We start from the raw sequence: 19,462 nt of genomic DNA, 5'->3' as shown, positions 1-19,462 counted from the left end.
TCATCGCAGTCCACATCCATGCGCCCGGCCCGCCGAGGCCGCCTCCACCCTGCCCGATCGGAGACAACCATGCCCACGGTCGACCGTGTGCTCCAGGCCGAGACCGGCACCGAACAGACCGCCGTCGAGCCGCCGGCCCGACCCGACCCCGAGCCGATCGTCAGCGTCGTGGTGCCGGCGCTCAACGAGGCCCAGAACCTGCCGCACGTCTTCGCCCGGCTGCCCCGGGTGGACGAGGTGATCCTGGTCGACGGGGGCTCCACCGACGACACCGTGGCGGTCGCCCGGCGGCTGCGCCCGGACATCCGGGTGGTCACCCAGAACCGCCGGGGCAAGGGCAACGCCCTGGCCTGCGGGTTCGCTGCGTGTACCGGCGACATCATCGTGATGATCGACGCCGACGGGTCGACCGACCCCGGGGAGATCCCCAGCTTCGTCGAGGCGCTGCGCGCCGGCGCCGACTTCGCCAAGGGCTCGCGCTTCCAGCCCGGCGGCGGCAGCGCCGACATCACCCGGTTGCGCCGGGCCGGGAACAAGGCTCTCAGCGTCCTGGTCAACGTCCTTTTCGGTACGTCCTACAGCGACCTCTGCTACGGCTACAACGCGTTCTGGGCGTGCCACCTCGACGTGTTCGGCCTGGACAGCACCTCGCCCGCGCCGGAGGGCGCCGACGGGCGGCTCTGGGGTGACGGCTTCGAGATCGAGACGCTGCTCAACCTGCGGGCCGCCCGTGCCCGGCTGGCCATCGAGGAGGTGCCGAGCTTCGAGCACAACCGGATCCACGGGGTGAGCAACCTGAACGCGTTGACCGACGGCATCCGGGTGCTGCGCACCATCGCCCGGGAGTGGCCGCGCCGCCGCCGGGACATGTCCCGGCCGGTCGCCGAGCGGGCGGCGCGATGAGGATCGGCGTCGTCTCGAACGCCTACCACCCCGACATCGGCGGGGTGGAAACGCACGTGCGGCGTCTCTGCGCCGGGCTGGCCGCGACCGGCGACGAGGTCGAGGTGCTCACCCAGCGTCTCGACCGGTCCACCCGCACCGTGGACGGCGTGCTGGTCCGGGCGTTCCCGCTGACCGTCGCGGCCCGCGACTACCGGGTGTCGCTGCCGCTCTGGCGGTGGCTGCGGGACAGTGCCCAGGAGTACGACGTCCTGCACGCGCACAGCTATCACGCGCTGGCGTCGCTGGGCGCCACGCTGGGCCGGCACCGTACCCCGCTGGTTTTCACCCCGCACTATCACGGAACCGGACATACCCGGATGCGAGCCATATTACACCCGATCTACCGACCGCTCGGGCGGCGGATCATGAACCGGGCCGGCCGCGTCGTCTGCGTCACCGGCGCCGAACGTGACCTGGTCCTGCGGGACTTCCCGGAGGTGGCCGGCCGGGTGGTGGTGATCCCGAACGGGACCGACCCGCGCCCGCTGGTGCCCGGCCGGCCGGGTGGGGTGCGCGGCATCCTCTGCTCCGGCCGGCTGGAGCACTACAAGCGGGTGGACCGGGTGATCCGGGCGATGGCGGCGCTCGGCCCGGCGTACCGGCTGGACGTGGTCGGCGACGGCCCGGCCCGGCCCGTGCTGCGGCACCTCGCCGCCCGCCTCGGGGTGCCGGCCGGGTGGTCTTCCACGGCCGGGTCGACGACGCCGCGCTCGCCGGCTGCCTGGCCCGGGCGGCGGTGGTGGTCTCCGCCTCGGCGCACGAGGCGTTCGGGATGACCGTCGCGGACGCCCTCGCCGCCGGCATCCCCACCGTCGCCTCGGCGATCCCGGCGCACCGCGAGCTGGCCGCGCTGGCCGGCAGTTCGGCCTGGCTGCGGCTGGTCGACCCGGAGGACGAGGCCGCCCTGGTGACCGCGGTGCGCGCCGCCGCGGCCGCCGGCCGGTCGGCCACCGCCGCGCCGCTGCCCACCTGGGACGACGTGGTCGCGGCGACCCGGGAGGTGTATTCGGCGGTCACCGGGATGCCGGTGCCGCCCACCGGCGTGGGAGCGGGAGGCCGGTGAGCGCGGCCACCACCCGGCCGCTGCCGGGACTCACCGCACCGCGGCCCGGCGGCCCCCGGCCGGGCCGGACCGAGGCCGCCTGGTGCGCAGCCGTTCTCACCGTGGCCGGGGCGGCCGGGGCCGCGGCCATCGTGATCGCCTACCGGCGCGCCGAGTGGGGCGAGGGTGGGCAGTTCGGCTGGTTCTGGGCCGGGATGCTGCTGTTCACCCTCCCGGCCGCCGGGTGGGCGATACGCCGGTCCACCTCCGCCCGGCTGCGGCTGGCCGTGCTGATCGGTTACGGCGCGTTCACCTACCTGCCGAAGCTGCTGCGCCACCCGAGCGGCCCGCTCTACCACGACGAGTACGCCCACTGGGGCCAGAGTCACGGCATCCTGCTCGACGGCCGCCTCTTCGAGCAGAACCCGATCGTCCGGGTGATCGGCGACTACCCCGGCCTGCACGCCTGCGTCGCGGCCCTGGCCGCGCTCACCGGCCTGAGCGTCTGGAAGGCCGCGCTGATCGTGCTGACCACGGCACACGTGCTGGCCACCGTGGGCGTGGCGGTGCTCGCCGGGCAGCTGCGCCCGGACCCCCGGGTCGCCGCCGCGGCCGCCATCGGGTACAGCCTGAACAGTTCGTTCCTGTTCTTCGACACCCAGTTCGGCTACGAGTCGCTGAGCATCGGCATCCTGGTCTGGACGCTGGCCGGGGCGCTGCGCGCGCTGCGGGCCGGCACGGTGCCGGCCCGGCTCGGCTGGGCCGCGCTCACCCTGCTGCTGGCCGGCGCGATCACCGCCACCCACCACCTCACCGCGCTCTGGCTGACCGGGACGCTCGGGCTGCTCGCGCTGGCCTGCACGGCGCACTCGGTCCACGCCCGCGAGCTGATCACGCCGGCCCGGGTGGCCTGGGCGCTCACCTCGGGCACCGCGCTGATCGTGGCCGGCTGGCTGGGCGTGGTGGCCCCGCGCACCGGCAACTACCTCGACCCGTACCTCGCTCGCGCGCTGGACCAGATCAGCGGGATGGCCGGCGGCGAGGAGGGCGGCCGGGAGCTGTTCAGCAAATCGGTGCTGCCCTGGTGGGAGCAGACCACGGCGTACGCCGCCCCGGGCGTCGCGCTGGTCGCGCTGGTCGCCGCGGTCGTGCTGTGGTGGCGTCGCCGGTACACCGACGAGCCGCTCACCCGGGCCGGCACCAGCGCGATGCTGCTGCTCGGCGCGCTGTACTTCCCGGCCGTCCTGCTGATCCTCACCCCGGCCGGGGCCGAGGGCGCGCGCCGCTCCTGGGCGTTCAGCTACCTGGGCCTGGCGATCGCGGTCGCGCCGGTGGTGGTGGCGCTGCTGGACCGGGCGCGGCGGCTGGCGTTCCGGCTCGCCGCGGCCGGGCCGGACAGCGGCCGGGAGTGGCCGGTGGCGGGGCGGTTCCCGCCGGCCGTCGCCGGTCCGCCGGTGACCGCGCGTGTGGCCGGGGCGGTCCCGGCCCTCACCGGCGGCTGCCTGCTCGCCGTCTGCGCGCTGATGCTGATCGGCAACAACGCGGCCGGGATGAACCCGTCCTACCGGTTCCCCGGCCCGCCGGTCTACGGCTCGGACACCCGGGCCGCCACCCCGGAGTTGCTCACCGCCGCGCACTGGCTGCGCGACACCCAGGGGCGCGGGATCCGCCTGGTCGCCGACCGCTACTCCGGCCTGGTCCTCGGCTCCTACGGCGAGCAGCAGCCGAACACCGGCTCGGCCAGCTTCCCGGCGTACGACCTGTACCGCGCCCGGCCGGGCCGGCCGATCCCGCCCGGCCTGCTGGGCCAGCTGCGCGCGTGGCGCTTCCAGTTCCTCGTGGTCGACCGGCGGATGGCCGAGCAGGTGCCGGACATCAACATCTACTTCGAGACCAACGAGCCGCTGCGCCACGACGGGGTGCCCGCCTTCGACCGGGCCCAGCTCACCAAGTTCGACACCATGCCGTGGCTGATCAAGATCTACGACGGCCCGCACCTGGCGATCTACCGCTTCGACTTCACCAGCCTGGGCCGGTCGGTGCGCACCGGCGGCCCCGCCCAGCCGGCCGCCGCCGGAGGCCGTGGCCACACCGCCCGCGGCCCGAGCTCCGGCCGGCCGGTGCGCCACGGCAGCCCCCGCCGGCCGGTCCGGGAGGAGACCCGATGAAACACATCCTGCGGCCGCTCGTGGTGGCGTACGCGGGCCTGGCGATCCTGCTGCCGGCCGCCGGCCTGCCCTGGCCGGTGCTGGCGCCGGCCTGCCTGCTGGCCCTGCTCGCGATCGGCGAGCTGTGGCTGCGCGCCCTCGCCGGCCGGCCCGCCGAGACCGGCATCCCGGCCGTGCGGGCCGGCCTGGCCGTGCTGACCGGGCTGCTCACCCTGCCGGCGCTGGCCCTGCTGCTGCATGCGCTGGACGTCCGGGTCAGGCCGCTGCCGCTGATCGTCGCGGCCGCCGTGCTGGCCGCCGTGCTGGGCGCGGCCGGCCTGCTGCGGCTGCACCTCACCGGCCGCGACGGGTGCGTCGGCGACCCGGACGGGGTGCCGCGCGCCGGCTGGGCGGAGTCGCCGGTCGAGGACCCGGCCGCCGGCGCCCGCACCGCCGCCGCGGTGCTGCTGCCGGTCCTGCTGGCGCTGGCCGGCGGCACGATCGCGGTCCGTGCCGTCGAGCGCGCGCCGCGCCCGGCCCCGCCCGGCTACCTCACCGTGTCGCTGCACGGCTGGGCGGCCGGGCTCAGCCACCCGCTCGCCGTTCCGGCCCGCGGCGCGACCGTCCCGATCCGGGTGGCCAGTTCCGGCCTGCCGGCCACCACCCACTGGCTGCGCCTGCGGGTGGCCGGCACGGTCGTCGCCCACCGCCGGGTGACCGTGCTGCCGGACCAGGTCTACGCGCTCATCGTCCGCGTCCCGGCCCTGCCCCCGGACGGTTGCCTGCGCGCCGTCGGGATCAGCGTCGGGCCCACCGGCACCGTCTTCTACGCCAGATCCGCGGTGGTCCGGGGGCGGACCGCGTGCTGATCCACGCGACCCGGCGGGTGCTGCACGACTCGCTGGCCCGGAACAGCCTGCTGATCATGGCGACCACGGTGGTCAACGGCGGCTTCGGCTACCTGTACTGGATGCTGGCCGCCCGCACGGTGCCGCCGCCGCAGATCGGCACGGCCACCGCGCTGATCTCGGCGGCCACCGCGATCAGCATGGCCGCCAACCTCGGTGCCGGGCACATGTTCATCCAGCGGCTGCCGGGCAGCGCCCCGGACGCCTGGTCCCGGATCGTCAGCGGCGGGCTGGCCGCCGGCTGCGCGGTCACCGCGGCGGCCGCCACCGCCGGGGCGCTGCTGGTCCCGCTGGCCGCGGCCAACTTCGGCTTCCTGGCCGCCCCGGCCGGCGCGGCCGCCCTGATCTGCACGGCGACCGCGATCACCGCGACCACCCTGCTCGACAACGTCTACGTGGCGCACCGGGCCGGCCACGGCATGTTCGTACGCAATCTGGCCCTGGCCTCCGGCAAGATCCTCACCCTGCTGGCGATCCTGGCGTGCGGGGCGCACTCGGCCGGGGCCGTGGTGCTGTCCTGGAGCCTGCCGATCCTGGTGGTCAGCGCCGCCACCGTGGCCGGGCTGGGCCGCCTGCGGCCCGGCGTCCGGCTGCGGCTGACCGGGCTGACCGCCGAACTGCCGCACCTGCGTGCCGCGCTGACCGGCCACCACCTGATCAACCTGACCCAGGCCGGCCCGGCCGCGCTGCTGCCGGTACTGGTCACCGCCCGGCTCGGCGCCGGCGCCACCGCGCACTTCTACCTGGCCTGGATGACCGCGTCGATGCTGTTCATGGTCTCCCCGGCGGTCGCCTCGGCGCTCTACGCCGAACGCGCCAACGCCGCCCGGGCCCGCCTGCGCCGGGCCGCCCTGGTGACCCTGTCCATGGTGGGCGCGCCGGCCGTGCTGCTGCTCGCCGCCGGAGACCGGATCCTCGGCCTGTTCAGCGCCGGATACGCCGCCGAGGGCGGCCTGCTGCTGCAGATCCTGGTGCTGGCGGCGCTGCCGGACGCGGTCACCAACCTGGCCGTCGCGCACTGGCGGTCCCGGCGCGCGTTCCGGCTCTGCCGCCGGCTCAACGTGGTCCGCGCGGTCAGTTGCGTGTGCCTGACCTGGCTGCTGCTGCCGAGCACCGGGGTCACCGGCGCGGGCATCGCCTGGCTGGCCGGCCAGACCGCGGGAGCGGTGCTCGCCGGCGCGGCCTTCTACACCCGGGAGAGGTCCCCGAGCCGATGAAGATCCTGCACCTGTCCAACCTGTACGCGCCGGTGATCGGCGGCCTGGAGCGCAGCATCGCGACCAGCAGCGAGGAGCTGGTCCGGCGCGGCCACCAGGTCACCGTGCTGACCCTGGCGACCCCGGCCGCGGCGCACCACGAGACGATCAACGGGGTACGGGTGCACCGGGTCCGCAGCGTGGCCACCACCCTGCTCCCGGGCATGAACGGGGATCCGGGCAAGCCGTTCCACCCGACCGCGCCGGACCCGCTGACCACCGCGGCCATCGCCCGGCTGCTGCGCGCCGAGCACTACGACGTGGTGCACAGCCACGACTGGCTGATGTACAGCTACCTGCCGCTGCGGCGGTCCCGGCTCGGCCGGCCGCACGTGCACACCGCGCACGACTTCGGGCTGACGTGCGTGCGCAAGACGTACGCCCGGGACGGCCGCCGCTGCTCCGGTCCCGGCCTGGCCCGGTGCGTGAGCTGCGCGTCCGCCCAGTACGGCGGCCCCCGCTCGGTGGCCCTGACCGCCGGCCTGCACGCCCAGCGGCACCGCGGCATCGACGCCCTGACCGCGATCTCCACCTCCGTGGCGGACGCCCTGACCCGGGCGCGGCTGCCCACCGGACTGCCCGTGCGGGTGCTCTCCAGCCTGGTCCCGGACGGCCTGGACGACTTGGCCCGCGACACGCCCCGCCCGGACTGGCTGCCCGACCGCGACTACCTGCTCTTCGTCGGCGCGCTGGGCCCGCACAAGGGCCTCGACGTGCTGTTCGAGGCGTACCGGCGGCTGGTCGCCGGGTGGGCCGGGCCGGCGCCCGCGCCGGCCCTGGTCTGTCTGGGCACCCGTCGCGACGACACCCCACCGGCGCCGCCCGGCGTGCTGATCCGCCACGACGTACCGCACCCGCAGGTGATGGCCGCCTGGCGGGGCGCCGCCGCCGGCGCGGTGCCGTCGCTCAACGAGGGCATGGGCCAGGTCGCGGTGGAGGCGATGCTGGCCGGCGTGCCGCTGGTCGCCTCCGCCGCCGGTGGGCTGACCGACGTGGTCCGCGACGGCGACAGCGGGCTGCTCGTGCCGCCCGGCGACGCGGGCGCGCTGCACGCCGCGCTGGTGCGGGTGCTCACCGAACCGGAGCTGGCGGACCGGCTGCGCCGGGCCGGCCGGCGGCGCGGGCTGGACTTCACCGCGGCCCGCGTCGTCCCGCAGATCGAGGAGGTCTACCGTGCCTGCATCGCGTCCTGCTGACCGGCGCCCGCGGATCGTGGTGGTCGGCTCCGGCTGGCGGTTCCTGTCCGGGATCAGCTACTACACCTGCCGCCTGAGCAACGCGCTGCGGGAGCGCTACGACGTCGGCGCGATCCTGATGCGGCAGCTGCTGCCCGCCCGGCTCTACCCGGGCCGGGACCGGGTCGGCCGGGCGCTCAGCGACCTGCGGTACGCCGACGGGATACCGGTCTTCGACGGTGTCGACTGGTGGGCGGTGCCGAGCCTGCCCCGGGCCGTGGCCTTCCTGCGCGCCCAGCGGCCGGACGTGCTGGTGCTGCAGTGGTGGACCGGCGCGGTGCTGCACTCCTACCTGGTACTGGCGGTGGCCGCCCGGCGCCTCGGCATCCGGGTGGTGGTGGAGTTCCACGAGGTGCAGGACACCGGCGAACTGCGCCACCGGTGGGCGGCCCGGTACGTGCGGGCGGCGATCCGGCCGCTGCTGGCGCGCACCTGCGGGGTGGTCGTGCACTCGGCGTTCGACCGGGACGCGCTGGCCGCGGCGTACGACCTGGGCGCGGTGCCGTGCGAGATCGCGCTGCACGGGCCGTTCGACCACCACGCCGCCGGCGCCGCGCGCACGCCCGGCCCGGAGGGGGTGTGCCGGCTGCTGTACTTCGGGACGATCCGGCCGTACAAGGGCCTGGAGGATCTGATCGAGGCGTTCGGGACGCTCGGGCCGCAGTACCGCCTGACCGTGGTGGGCGAGACCTGGGAGGGCTGGACCCGCCCGGCCGAGCTGATCGCCCGCTCCCCGGCGCGGGACCGGATCACCTTCGTCAACCGGTACGTGCCGGACGCCGAGGTGAACGGGTACTTCGCGGCGGCCGACGCGGTGGTGCTGCCGTACCGGCGCAGCTCGGCCAGCGGGCCGCTGCACATCGCGATGAGCCACGGGCTGCCGGTCGTGGTCACCTCGGTGGGCGGGCTGGTCGAGGCGGCCGGGTCGTACTCCGGCACGGTGTTCGTCCGGCCGGCCGACCCGGGCGGGCTCGCCGCGGGCATCAAGGGCGCCGCCGGCCTGATCGGCCGGCGGCACCCGGATCCGTCGTCGTGGGACCGGACCGTGGAGGCCTACCAGCGCCTCCTGGCCCGGATCGGGATTTCTCAGGAGAACGTCACGTCGTCGAACCACACCGAGCCGCGGTTGTCACCCGACTTGAGGTGAAGCTGGACCCCGGCGGCCCCGGCCGGGGCGGTGACGTCCACGGTCAGCCTCGTCCAGCCGCTGGTGCCGATGGCCACCCGATTCGACGTCGTCTGGCCCAGCCATCGGTCGTTCGCGTCGAACCAGCTCAGCGCGATCTCGCTGGCGCCGGTCGCGTTCTGGCCCCGGGCCCACGCCTCGGCGTGCCACCGCTGGCCCGGCTGCACCGGGGTGATCGGCGCGATGCGGATCGACGGCAGGCCGCCGCCGGCGCGCCCGGTGTTGCTGAACTTCGCCGACCACGTGCCGGTGCGGGCGACGTCCCGGACCCGCGTCGCGGTGCCCGCCTCGGCCAGGAACGGACGCCACGGCGAGTTGCCGCTGGTCGCCTCGAAGCCGAGGTCCAGGACGCTGTCGGTGATCGGCTGACCGGCCCACCAGGCCTTCACCACACCCGCGGCGGCCTTCGCCGAGCCGTCCGTGCGGTACAGGCCGAACCGGTACTGCGCCGGGATCCTGGAGACCGCCGAGTTGGACGGGATCGCGCCGGGGCTGAAGTCGGACAGCGTCCACGGGGCGACCGAGGCGACGCCAGCCACCCGGGCCGCCGCGAACACCCGGGCCAGGTACGCCGCCTGCTCACCCTCGCTGCTGGCGGCCGTGCTCAGCCCGGTCTCGCCGATCACGATGGGGTAGCTGCCGGCCGCGGCCTGCGCCCGGCGGATCTCGGTGAGCGCCCGCTCCGAGTCGCCGTAGAAGTGGAAGTCGAGGAAGTCCAGGGGGGTGGCGGTGAGCGCGGTGCGGATCTTCGCCAGCCCGGTGAAGCCGGTGGTGCCGGAGACCGACAGGGTCAGCGGCATGGTCGGCACGGCCGCCCGGACCGCGGGGATGATCTTCTTGACCCAGGTCACCGCCTTCGCGTTCGTCGGGTCGAACTCGTTCTGCAGCTCGACCGAGAGCACCCGCGGGTCGTTCGCGTACGGCGCGAGGATCGCCTTCGCCCACACCGCGCTGCCCGCCGGGTCGTAGTAGGCGTTCCACCAGTCGAACAGGGTGAGCTTGACGGTCAGGCCCCGGCCCTGCGCGATGCTGAGGAACCGGTTCAGCTTGGCGGAGTAGTCGGCCTTCGGCGTGGGATAGCCGAACGTGGTCGGGAAGACGATCACCCGGACGTTGTCCGCCCCGAGTGCCGCCGCCCGGGCCAGGTCCGCCTCGATCCTGCCGGCGTCGAACCGGGTCCACATCGCCGACCAGCCGGCATCCGACGGGTAGTAGTTGATCGTCTTGGCGGCCCGCACGGCGGTCAGCCGGCTCGCCCGGGTGGGCACGGTCGCCTTCCGCACGGTCTTCGCCGGGGTGGCGGTCCGGGTGGGAGTGGCGGTCCGGGTCGGGGTGGCCTTCGCCGGGGCCGTCCTCGCCGGGATGCTCTTCGCCGGGGTCTTCGTCGCCGGGGTGGTCTTCGGCAGCGCGGTCCTCGCCGGCGCGGTGCTCCGGGTCGGCGCCGGGGTGCCCTTGGTGACCGCCGACGCGAGGCCGGCCGGGCCGAGCACGGACAGCAGCAGGGAGGACGCCACGATTGCGGCGCGTCGAGCGGCAGAGTTCACGGGGGAGTCCTTACTGGGGTTCCTTCGTCGTGCCTCCCTCGATCGGCGCGCGTCGCGTTGCCATCAGGTAACCCGTCGATGCAGTGCGGTTGCCCTCCGTTGCTTGTCGGTAGCAGGAAACCCGTTCGCCGGGCGGGCGGCGCCGCCGGATGCCCGGCGCCGCCGGACCGGCCGCCGCCCGGCGTCCACGCCTGCCGCCCGGCGTCCATGCCTGCCGCCCGCCGCCCACGCCTGCCGGTCGCCGCCCGGCGGTCGGGCCGCGGTTCGTCCTCGCCGGTGTCACCGCCGCCCAGCGGCGGGGTCACCCGGACGAGACGCGGACGCTAGGTGGCCGGGTAGTGCCGCGGGGTGTACGCGACGACGTCGCCGTTCGCCCTGCTCACCACCCTGGTCTGGGACGAGCCGACGATCAGCAGGCAGCGCATGTCGACAGCGGCCGGGTCGAGCCCGCCGAGCGTGGTGATCCGCACCGACTCCTCCGGGCCGCCGACGTCCCGCCCGATCACCACCGGGGTGCTCGCCGCGCGGTGCTCCAGCAGCAGCTCCCGAGCCCGGACCAGCTGCTCCTTGCGACTCTGCGAGGCCGGGTTGTAGAGCGCGATCACCAGGTCGGCGGCGGCCGCGCCGGCCAGCCGGGTCTCGATGATCGACCACGGTTTGAGCCGGTCGGAGAGCGACATGATGCAGAAGTCGTGCCCGAGCGGCGCGCCCGCCCGGCTCGCCACCGCCTGCGCCGCGGTCAACCCCGGCACGATCCGCACCGGCACGTCCTTCCACTGCGGATCCTCGGCGACCTCCAGCACGGCGGCGGCCATCGCGAACACGCCCGGGTCGCCGGACGAGACCACCACCACCCGGCGGCCCCGTTTGGCCAGGTCCAGCGCGAACGCGGCCCGCTCGGCCTCCACCCGGTTGTCCGAGGCGTGCCGCCGCTGCCGCGGGTTGACCGGCACCCGGTCCACGTACGTCCGATAGCCGACCAGGTCGTCGGCCTCGTCGAGCGCGGCCCGCGCCTCCGGGGTGAGCCACTCCCGGGCGCCGGGCCCGAGCCCCACCACGGTGACGCCACCCATCGGCGCGGCCCCGGCGCCCACGGCAGTACCCCCGCCGCCCGCCGCCGTGAGCATGGCGCCGCCGCCCGCCGCGGCGGATCCGGCGCCCACGGCAGTGGTTCCGGCGCCCGCCGCCGTGGGCGGGGTGGTTCCGGCGCCCGCCGCCGTGGGCGGGGTGGTTCCGGCGCCCGCCGCCGTGGGCGGGGCGGAGGGGGCGGCGCCGTCGGTGGTCGCGGCGAACGCCGCCGCCGCCGGGCTCGGCAGCAGAGCCAGCGAGAAGTACGGCACGGTCGCCGGGTCCACGTCGGCCAGCCGTCCGGCCCGCTCCTGCGCCATCGTCGCGCGCTCCACGTAGAACGCGTCGTCCAGCCGCCCGGCCTGCCGCAACGCGGTGCGCACCCCGGTGAAGGTGCGGCCCAGCTTCATCACGGCGGCCGAGTCGGTGGCCGCCAGCCGCCGCGCCAGCTCGTCCGGCGGCAGCGTGCCGGGCAGCACGGTGAGCACCTCGTCGCGTTCCATCAGCGGCCGGCCGAGCACCGCCGAGGCCGCGCTCACCGAGGTCACACCGGGCACGACGGCGGTCTCGTAGCGGTGCGCCAGTCGCTTGTGCATGTGCATGTAGGACCCGTAGAAGAACGGGTCGCCCTCGGCCAGCACCACCACGTCCCGGCCGGCGTCCAGGTGCGCGGCGAGCCGGGCCGCGGCCTGCTCGTAGAACTCGTCGATGGCGCCCTGATATCCGCCCGGATGATCGGTGGTCCCGGTGGTCACCGGGTAGATCAGGGCCTCCTCGATCTGCCCCTCGCGCAGGTGACCGGCCGCGATGGCGCGCGCGTTGCTGCGCCCGTGCCGGGCCGCGTGATAGGCGACCACGTCGGCCGCCTCGATCAGCCGGGCCGCCTTGATCGTGATCAGCTCGGGGTCGCCGGGGCCGAGCCCGACGCCGTAGAGCCGCCCGGGTGCCACGTCGTTCGTCATGTCCTCATTCCGCTTCCGAGGCGAGGGCGTTCACCGCGGCCGCGGTCATCGCGCTGCCGCCCCGCCGCCCGCGCACGATCAGGTATTCCAGTCCGGACTCGGCGAGCGCCTCCTTGGACTCGGCCGCGCCGATGAAACCGACCGGGATGCCGAGCACCGCGGCCGGGCGCGGCGCGCCCGCCGCGACCATCTCCAGGAGGCGGAACAGCGCGGTCGGCGCGTTGCCGACGGCGACGACGGCGCCGCCGAGGCGGTCCCCCCAGAGATCGAGGGCGGCGGCGCTGCGGGTGTTGCCGATCCGGGCCGCGATCTCCGGTACGGCCGGATCCCGCAGCGTGCAGATCACCTCGTTGTCGGCGGGCAGCCGGGACCGGGTCACGCCGGAGGCCACCATCTCCGCGTCGCACAGGATCGGGGCGCCGCGCAGCAGCGCCTCCCGCGCCGCGGTCGCCACACCCGGGCTGAACCGCACGTCGCGCACCAGGTCGACCATGCCGCACGCGTGGATCATCCGCACCACCACGCGGGCCACGTCAGCCGGCAGCCCGGTCAGATCGGCCTCGGCCCGGATGGTGGCGAACGACCGCCGGTAGATCTGTGCGCCGTCCCGTTCGTACTCCATCAGGCCCTCCTCGCCTCCGCCACCACGTCGCCCAGCGCTCCCGCCGAGCCCACCGCCACCACCTCGGCCCCGCCCGGGTCCGCCGCGGTCCCGCCGGGATCGCCGCCCGCCGGCGCGCTGTCGCCGGGGTGGCCGACGATCCGGTAACCGGCGGCCGTCGCCTCGACGCGCACGTGCCGGCCCGCCGGACTCCCGCAGGCGCGCCCACAGCCCACCCAGTGCGCCGGCAGCCCGTCGACGAACCGGGTCGCCGCCTCGGCGTCGGCCCGCACGTCGGCGAGGGAGCGCGCGCACCCCGGCCGCCCGGCGCACGCGGTGACGCCGGTCCACCGTGACGTCGCGGTCACCACCAGCCCGGCCGCGGCCATCCGCGCGGTCCAGGCCGCCGCGCCGTCCGCGGTGAGATCCGTCGCCAGGACGCCGCGCCAGGGCGTGACGACCAGACGCTCCGCGTCCTGCAACACCCTCGTCTGTACGCTCTCAAGCCGCCCCAGCGGCACCAGCGCACCCGCCGCGACCTGACCGTTCCGGATCACCACGCCGACCAGCTCACCCGGCTCCAGAACCTCCACCACGGCCGCCGCCGGCACGCCGGCCGGCGCCAGCCCGAGCGCCTCCGCCACCCGGGCGGACACCCGCGCCGGGCCGTCGGCCAGCTCGCGCAGCCGCCACGCGGCCGCCGCGCCGGTCCGCTGCGCCGCGCGCTCGGCCAGGAACGCGTGCGCGCCCGCGAGCAGCGCCGGCACCACCGCCGTGGGGCTCACCCGCAGCCCGGTGTCGTGCCCGCCGAAGCGCAGCGCGTAGTGCTCGCCCGCCCGGCCGGCCGGGTCCGCCGCGGGGACCGCTGCGACATCCGCGGTGAGCGGCACGTGACCGATAGCGAACAGGAATTTGCCGGGCAGCGCGGCCAGCCGCGGATCGGCGCGGACGGCGGCGTCCAGGCCGGCCACCAGGCCGCGTACGCCATCGTCGGCGAGCGGCGGGGCGGCGATGTTGCGGACCGCGTCGTGGGTCGCCGAGGGCAGCAGACCGGCGGCGCGCAAGCGTGCCGCCAACGCCTGCGCATCCTCCGCCCGCAGGGCTCTCAGCTGCAGGTTCGCCCGGGAGGTCAGCTCCAGCCGGCCGTCGCCGAACTCCTCGGCGAGCTCGCCCAGCGAGCGCAGCTGGGCGCCGCTCAGCGCGCCGCCGGGCAGCCGGACCCGGGCCAGCAGGCCGTCGGCGGCGGGGTGCAGCCGCAGCGCGCCGGGGCAGGCGTCGGTGTCGGACCGTCTCAGGCGTGTCACGGCCCGGATACTACGGGCGGCCTCCGACAGCGCCGCATCCTCGGGTCGGCAGCGTCACACCGGGGGCCGTCGGCGCAGCCCGACCACGCTCGTCGGCAGTGTCACCCCGCGGCGGCCCGGCGGCGTCCAGTAGCGTGTAGCGGACCAAGTGAATTTCAGCGGCGACGCCGCGGAGGAAGCCGGTGCGAGTCCGGCGCGGTCCCGCCACTGTGACCGGGCTTGCCCGGCAGCCAGGAACTCCGGTCGCCGTGATCTCTACGACCCGGGGCGCGGACCCCGAGGGGGAGCGCACGCGTGTTTCTGCTGCTGTCGACGTCCGACACGGACCTGCTCAGCGCCCGGGCCAGCGGCTCGGCGTGGCGGCTGGGCAACCCGGCCCGCACCCAGGTCACCGACCTGCCGGCCCTGCTCGACGGGGTCGAGCTGGTCGTGGTGCGCATCCTCGGCGGCCGCCGGGCCTGGGAGGAGGGGCTGGACGCGCTGCTGGCCGGGGACGTCCCGGTGGTGGTCCTCGGCGGCGAGATGGCGCCGGACGCCGAGCTGATGAAACTCTCCACGGTCCCGGCGGGCATCGCCGCGGACGCGCACACCTACCTCGCCCAGGGCGGCCGGGAGAACCTGGCCGCGCTGCACGACTTCCTCTCCGACACGGTGCTGCTCACCGGCAACGGCTTCGCGCCCGCCGTGCAGAGCCCGCAGTGGGGCCGGCTGGAGCGGCCCGCGTCCGGCGCCGGCGAGGCGACCGTCGCGGTGCTCTACTACCGCGCCCACCACATGGCCGGCAACACCGGGTTCGTCGAGGCGCTCTGCCAGGCGATCGAGGCCAAGGGCGCGCGGGCGCTGCCGATCTTCACGGCCTCGCTGCGGACCGCGCCGCCGGAGCTGCTGGCCGAGCTGCGCAAGGCGGACGCGCTGGTGGTGACGGTGCTGGCGGCCGGCGGCACCCGCCCGGCGACGGCCGGCGCGGGCGGCGACGACGAGGCGTGGGACGTCGGCGTGCTGGCGGACCTGGACGTGCCGATCCTGCAGGGACTGTGCCTGACCAGCTCCCGGGCCGCGTGGGAGGCCAGCGACGACGGGCTGACCCCGCTGGACGCGGCGACCCAGGTGGCGATCCCGGAGTTCGACGGGCGGATCATCACGGTGCCGTTCTCGTTCAAGGAGATCGACCCGGACGGCCTGTCGGTCTACGTCGCCGACCCGGAACGCGCGTCCCGGGTGGCCGGGATCGCGGTCGCGCACGCGCGGCTGCGGCACGTCCCGCCGGCCGAGCGGCGGATCGCGCTGATGCTGTCGGCCTACCCGACCAAGCACGCGCGGATCGGCAACGCGGTCGGCCTGGACACGCCGGCCTCCACGGTGGCCCTGCTGGCCGCGCTGAAGGAGCGCGGCTACCGGATCGGCGAGTTCGGCTCCTACGACGGCGACGGCCTGATGCACACCCTGATCGCGGCCGGCGGGCAGGACCCGGACTGGCTCACGCAGGAGCAGCTCGCCGCCAACCCGGTGCGCATTCCCGGCGCGGTCTACAAGCAGTGGTTCGACACCCTGCCGGCGGACTTCCGGGAGAGCGTGGAGGAGCACTGGGGCCCGCCGCCCGGCGAGCTCTACACCGACGGCGGCGACATCGTGCTGGCCGCGCTGCGCGACGAGAACATCGTGGTGATGGTGCAGCCGCCGCGGGGCTTCGGGGCCAACCCGGTCGCCATCTACCACGACCCGGACCTGCCGCCGAGCCACCACTACCTGGCCGCCTACCGCTGGCTCGCCGACGAGTTCGGCGCGCACGCCGTGGTGCACGTGGGCAAGCACGGCAACCTGGAGTGGCTGCCCGGCAAGAACGTGGGCATGTCCGCGTCCGACGGGACCGACGCGGCGCTCGGCGACCTGCCGCTGATCTACCCGTTCCTGGTCAACGACCCGGGGGAGGGCACGCAGGCCAAGCGGCGCGCGCACGCCACCCTGGTCGACCACCTGATCCCGCCGATGGCGCGGGCCGAGTCGTACGGGGACATCGCGCGTCTGGAGCAGCTGCTGGACGAGCACGCCACCATCGCGGCGCTGGACCCGGCGAAGCTGCCGGCCATCCGGGCGCAGATCTGGACCCTCATCCAGGCCGCCAAGATGGACCACGACCTGGGCCAGGAGCACAGGCCGGACGACGAGCAGTTCGACGACTTCATCATGCACATCGACGGATGGCTGTGTGAGGTCAAGGACGTGCAGATCCGCGACGGCCTGCACGTGCTCGGCTCGGCGCCGGTCGGTGAGGCCCGGATCAACCTGGTGCTGGCGATGCTGCGGGCCCGGCAGATGTGGGCCGGGCAGGTGGCCGCCCTGCCGGGGCTGCGGGAGGCGCTGGGCCTGCGCGAGGACGCGTCCACCGCGGAGACCGACGCGATCGAGGAGAAGGCGCGCGCCCTGGTCACCGCGATGGAGGAGGCCGGCTGGCCGACCGAGGTCCCGGCCGGCCTGACCGACGATCCGGACGTACGCCGGGTGCTGGCGTTCGCGGCGACCGAGGTGGTGCCCCGGCTGAGCCGGACCACCGACGAGCTGGCCAACGTGCTGCACGCCCTCGACGGCGGCTACGTCCCGGCCGGGCCCAGCGGCTCCCCGCTGCGCGGCCTGATCAACGTGCTGCCCACCGGCCGCAACTTCTACTCGGTCGACCCGAAGGCGATCCCCAGCGCCCTGGCCTGGGAGACCGGCCAGGCGATGGCCGAGTCGCTGCTGACGCGCTACCGCCAGGACTACGGCGAGTGGCCCCGGTCGGTCGGCCTCTCCGCCTGGGGCACCAGCGCGATGCGCACCGCCGGGGACGACATCGCCGAGGTGCTGGCGCTCATCGGCGTACGCCCGATCTGGGACCCGGCCTCGCGCCGGGTCACCGGCCTGGAGCCGATTCCCCGCGCCGAGCTGGGCCGCCCGCGGATCGACGTGACGGTCCGCATCTCCGGCTTCTTCCGGGACGCGTTCCCGCACGTGGTGGCGCTGCTCGACGACGCCTTCCGGATGATCGCCGAACTGGACGAGCCGGACAACTTCGTCCGCGAGCACGCGTTGCGCGACCAGGGCGGGCACGGCGACTGGCGGCGGGCCACCATGCGCATCTTCGGGTCCCGGCCGGGGGCGTACGGCGCCGGCATCCTGCCGCTGATCGACAGCCGCAACTGGCGCGACGACGCCGACCTGGCCGAGGTGTACGCGGTCTGGGGCGGCTTCGCGTACGGCCGGGACCTGGACGGGGTGCCGGCCCGCGGCGACATGGAGAACGCGTACCGCCGGATCGACGTCGCGGCCAAGAACATCGACACCCGCGAGCACGACATCGCCGACTCCGACGACTACTTCCAGTACCACGGCGGCATGATCGCCACGGTGCGTGCGCTGACCGGCCGGGCGCCCGCGGCGTACATCGGGGACTCCACCAACCCGGACGCGACGCGGACCCGCAGCCTGACCGAGGAGACCGCGCGGATCTTCCGCGCCCGGGTGGTCAATCCGCGCTGGGTCGCGGCCATGCGGCGGCACGGCTACAAGGGCGCCTTCGAGCTGGCCGCCACGGTCGACTACCTGTTCGGCTACGACGCGACCGCCGGCGTGGTGACCGACTGGATGTACGAGCAGCTCGCCGCGACCTACGCCCTGGACGCGGAGAACCAGGAGTTCATGAAGCGGTCCAACCCGTGGGCGCTGCACGGCATCACCGAGCGCCTGCTGGAGGCGGCCGAGCGCAAGCTGTGGGACTCGCCGGAGCCCGCGACGCTGACCGCTCTCCAGCAGCTCTACCTGGAGACCGAGGGCGACCTCGAGGACGGGCCGGCCTGAGAGCCGGCTGCCGGCCGCCGGGCACGTGCCATGTGCCCGGGGCCGGGCCGGTCGAGCACGCCCGGCTCAGCCCCAGTGCTGCGGGGCCTGCTGCCGGGTGGTCACGTTGATCCGGTTGAAGAGGTTGCTGGTGGCGATCCACAGCACGATCGCCGCCAGCTGCTTCTCGCAGTAGTGCTTCGTGGCCTCGTCCCAGACCGCGTCCGGCACCGGGTCGGGCCGGTCGGCCAGCCGGGCCCGGCGCCGGGTGCAGGGCGGCTCGCCGGCCGGCGCCGCGGACGTCCTGCGGCAGCGGGAGATCGTCGACGCGTTCCTCGCCGCCGCCCGCGGCGGCGACCTCACCGGCCTGCTCGCCCTGCTCGACCGGACGTGGTCATGCGGGCCGCCGACCCGGCCGCCCCGGTGCGCGGCGCCGGCGACGCGGCCCGGTTCTTCGTCGGGCGCGCGCACGGCGCGATGCCGGCGACCGTCGACGGTACGGCCGGAGCCCTGGTGCACACGCCCCAGGGCGCGCGGATCGCGCTCAGCTTCACGGTGGCCGGCGACCGCATCATCGCCATCGAGGCGATCATGGATCCGGGCGAGTCGATCGTGATCGAGCCGGTCGGCTGATCCGCCCCGACGACGCCGGGGCGGAGCGCGTGAGCACGGCCCGCCGGCCGTGCTCACGCCTGCGGCGGGGCGCTCCGGCGCAGCAGGTAGGTGTCCATGATCCAGCCGTGGCGTTCGCGGGCCGCGGTACGGGTCGTGACGATCTCGTCGGCCACGTCCGCGACCCGCCCGGACGCCAGGATCTCGTCCTCGGTGCTCACGTAGGCGCCCCAGTAGATCTCCGCGTCCGGGTACGCCGTGAACGCCTGCTGCGCGTCCAGCATGACGACCACGTCGTCGACACCGTCCGGCCAGCCCTCGGCCAGCCGCCGCCCGGTCGTCACCTGGAACGGCCGGCCGACCCGGTTCAGAGCGATCCGGTGCTTCGCGGCCAGGGCGGAGACGCTGCTGATGCCGGGGATCACCTCGTACTCGAAGGTGGTCGCGCCGCGGGCCAGGATCTCCTCCAGGATGGCGATGGTCGAGTCGTACAGCGACGGATCGCCCCAGACCAGGATCGCCCCGATCTCGCCGTCGCCGAGGTGCTCGTCGATCAGGCCCTCGATCACCTGGGAGCGCCGGGTCCGCCAGTCCGCGATCGTCCCGGTGTAGTCGGCCGGGGTCCGGTCCCGGTCCGGGTCGCGGCCCTCGACGATCCGCTTGCGCGGGTGCGAGTAGCCGCGGATCAGCCGCTCCCGCAGATCGATCAGGCTCTGCTTCGTCTCGCCCTTGTCGAGCAGGAAGAACACGTCGGTCCGGCCGATCGCCTTGGCCGCCTGCAGGGTCAGATGGTCCGGGTCGCCCGCGCCGATCCCGATCACGTAGATCTTCCGCACGCCATG

Annotated in this window: 16 protein-coding genes and 1 riboswitch; of the genes, 10 read left to right on the top strand and 6 right to left on the bottom strand. The window is 75.3% G+C overall.

Annotation, left to right across the window (positions count from 1 at the left end):
- The first annotated feature begins 69 nt into the window (after positions 1-69).
- The 8 genes from ACTEI_RS29240 to ACTEI_RS29205 are packed head-to-tail and all read left to right on the top strand — an operon-like array spanning position 70 to position 8,680.
- Positions 70-903, top strand: coding sequence for a glycosyltransferase family 2 protein (locus ACTEI_RS29240; RefSeq protein WP_122980595.1), 834 nt, complete (start codon positions 70-72; stop codon positions 901-903).
- Positions 900-1,721 (top strand): glycosyltransferase family 4 protein, encoded by an 822-nt coding sequence (locus ACTEI_RS29235; protein ID WP_244940653.1) that lies wholly within the window; start codon positions 900-902, stop codon positions 1,719-1,721. The genes ACTEI_RS29240 and ACTEI_RS29235 overlap by 4 nt, the downstream gene beginning before the upstream one ends.
- Entirely contained in the window at positions 1,622-2,008 is a 387-nt protein-coding gene (locus ACTEI_RS38715) for a glycosyltransferase (RefSeq protein ID WP_244940652.1), read from the top strand. Before ACTEI_RS29235 ends, ACTEI_RS38715 begins: the two co-directional genes overlap by 100 nt.
- Positions 2,005-4,155, top strand: a complete 2,151-nt coding sequence (locus ACTEI_RS38710; RefSeq protein ID WP_239082075.1) for a hypothetical protein — start codon at positions 2,005-2,007, stop codon at positions 4,153-4,155. The genes ACTEI_RS38715 and ACTEI_RS38710 overlap by 4 nt, the downstream gene beginning before the upstream one ends.
- On the top strand, positions 4,152-5,003 hold the full coding sequence (locus tag ACTEI_RS29220) for a hypothetical protein (protein ID WP_122980594.1): 852 nt from the start codon (positions 4,152-4,154) through the stop codon (positions 5,001-5,003). Before ACTEI_RS38710 ends, ACTEI_RS29220 begins: the two co-directional genes overlap by 4 nt.
- Positions 4,997-6,259 carry a lipopolysaccharide biosynthesis protein gene (locus ACTEI_RS29215; RefSeq protein ID WP_122980593.1) on the top strand — a complete coding sequence of 421 codons (1,263 nt, stop codon included), beginning with the start codon at positions 4,997-4,999 and terminating at the stop codon, positions 6,257-6,259. Before ACTEI_RS29220 ends, ACTEI_RS29215 begins: the two co-directional genes overlap by 7 nt.
- Positions 6,256-7,494, top strand: coding sequence for a glycosyltransferase family 4 protein (locus tag ACTEI_RS29210; protein ID WP_122980592.1), 1,239 nt, complete (start codon positions 6,256-6,258; stop codon positions 7,492-7,494). The genes ACTEI_RS29215 and ACTEI_RS29210 overlap by 4 nt, the downstream gene beginning before the upstream one ends.
- Positions 7,472-8,680, top strand: a complete 1,209-nt coding sequence (locus ACTEI_RS29205; protein ID WP_239082074.1) for a glycosyltransferase — start codon at positions 7,472-7,474, stop codon at positions 8,678-8,680. Before ACTEI_RS29210 ends, ACTEI_RS29205 begins: the two co-directional genes overlap by 23 nt.
- On the opposite strand, the gene ACTEI_RS29200 is transcribed toward ACTEI_RS29205, so the two are convergent.
- The 4 genes from ACTEI_RS29200 to ACTEI_RS29185 form a co-directional block, all read right to left on the bottom strand.
- A complete protein-coding gene (locus ACTEI_RS29200; RefSeq protein ID WP_122980591.1) occupies positions 8,620-10,263 on the bottom strand; it encodes a cellulase family glycosylhydrolase in 1,644 nt (547 codons plus the stop codon). The two genes, ACTEI_RS29205 and ACTEI_RS29200, sit on opposite strands and share 61 nt — an antisense overlap.
- Positions 10,264-10,586: 323 nt before the next feature.
- The gene (locus ACTEI_RS29195) at positions 10,587-12,293 is read right to left on the bottom strand and encodes a precorrin-2 C(20)-methyltransferase (protein WP_122980590.1); all 1,707 of its coding nucleotides are present in this window, start codon (positions 12,291-12,293) and stop codon (positions 10,587-10,589) included.
- Positions 12,294-12,297: 4 nt separating this feature from the next.
- Complete coding sequence (locus ACTEI_RS29190) at positions 12,298-12,915, bottom strand: precorrin-8X methylmutase (RefSeq protein ID WP_122980589.1); 618 nt, start codon at positions 12,913-12,915, stop codon at positions 12,298-12,300.
- On the bottom strand, positions 12,915-14,198 hold the full coding sequence (locus ACTEI_RS29185; protein WP_122980588.1) for a precorrin-3B synthase: 1,284 nt from the start codon (positions 14,196-14,198) through the stop codon (positions 12,915-12,917). Before ACTEI_RS29185 ends, ACTEI_RS29190 begins: the two co-directional genes overlap by 1 nt.
- A gap of 172 nt (positions 14,199-14,370) precedes the next feature.
- Positions 14,371-14,438: riboswitch (cobalamin riboswitch) on the top strand.
- 54 nt (positions 14,439-14,492) lie between these two features.
- On the opposite strand from ACTEI_RS29185, the gene cobN reads away from it, so the two are divergent.
- A complete protein-coding gene (cobN, locus tag ACTEI_RS29180; RefSeq protein ID WP_122980587.1) occupies positions 14,493-18,029 on the top strand; it encodes a cobaltochelatase subunit CobN in 3,537 nt (1,178 codons plus the stop codon).
- 66 nt (positions 18,030-18,095) lie between these two features.
- On the opposite strand, the gene ACTEI_RS38705 is transcribed toward cobN, so the two are convergent.
- Positions 18,096-18,371, bottom strand: coding sequence for a carboxymuconolactone decarboxylase family protein (locus ACTEI_RS38705; protein WP_239082071.1), 276 nt, complete (start codon positions 18,369-18,371; stop codon positions 18,096-18,098).
- Positions 18,372-18,404: 33 nt separating this feature from the next.
- Here ACTEI_RS38705 and ACTEI_RS29170 point away from each other — a divergent pair, with 33 nt between their 5' ends.
- Entirely contained in the window at positions 18,405-18,641 is a 237-nt protein-coding gene (locus ACTEI_RS29170; RefSeq protein WP_145830992.1) for a hypothetical protein, read from the top strand.
- Between the two features lie 53 nt (positions 18,642-18,694).
- Here ACTEI_RS29170 and cobF read toward each other — a convergent pair whose 3' ends face one another.
- Positions 18,695-19,456 carry a precorrin-6A synthase (deacetylating) gene (cobF, locus tag ACTEI_RS29165; protein WP_122980585.1) on the bottom strand — a complete coding sequence of 254 codons (762 nt, stop codon included), beginning with the start codon at positions 19,454-19,456 and terminating at the stop codon, positions 18,695-18,697.
- Positions 19,457-19,462: the final 6 nt, after the last annotated feature.

Source organism: Actinoplanes teichomyceticus ATCC 31121, from assembly GCF_003711105.1.
Taxonomy (GTDB): Bacteria; Actinomycetota; Actinomycetes; order Mycobacteriales; family Micromonosporaceae; genus Actinoplanes; species Actinoplanes teichomyceticus.
The sequence above is the reverse complement of the archived record's forward strand: the minus strand, read 5'-3'. Positions and strand labels throughout refer to the sequence as shown.

Excerpts from the sequence above, each read along its gene's own strand:
- ACTEI_RS29240 (WP_122980595.1), top strand. The coding sequence starts at position 70 with ATGCCCACGGTCGACCGTGTGCTCCAGGCCGAGACCGGCACCGAACAG.
- ACTEI_RS29235 (WP_244940653.1), top strand. The coding sequence starts at position 900 with ATGAGGATCGGCGTCGTCTCGAACGCCTACCACCCCGACATCGGCGGG.
- ACTEI_RS29220 (WP_122980594.1), top strand. The coding sequence starts at position 4,152 with ATGAAACACATCCTGCGGCCGCTCGTGGTGGCGTACGCGGGCCTGGCG.
- ACTEI_RS29210 (WP_122980592.1), top strand. The coding sequence starts at position 6,256 with ATGAAGATCCTGCACCTGTCCAACCTGTACGCGCCGGTGATCGGCGGC.
- ACTEI_RS29195 (WP_122980590.1), bottom strand. The coding sequence starts at position 12,293 with ATGACGAACGACGTGGCACCCGGGCGGCTCTACGGCGTCGGGCTCGGC.
- ACTEI_RS29190 (WP_122980589.1), bottom strand. The coding sequence starts at position 12,915 with ATGGAGTACGAACGGGACGGCGCACAGATCTACCGGCGGTCGTTCGCC.
- ACTEI_RS29170 (WP_145830992.1), top strand. The coding sequence starts at position 18,405 with ATGCGGGCCGCCGACCCGGCCGCCCCGGTGCGCGGCGCCGGCGACGCG.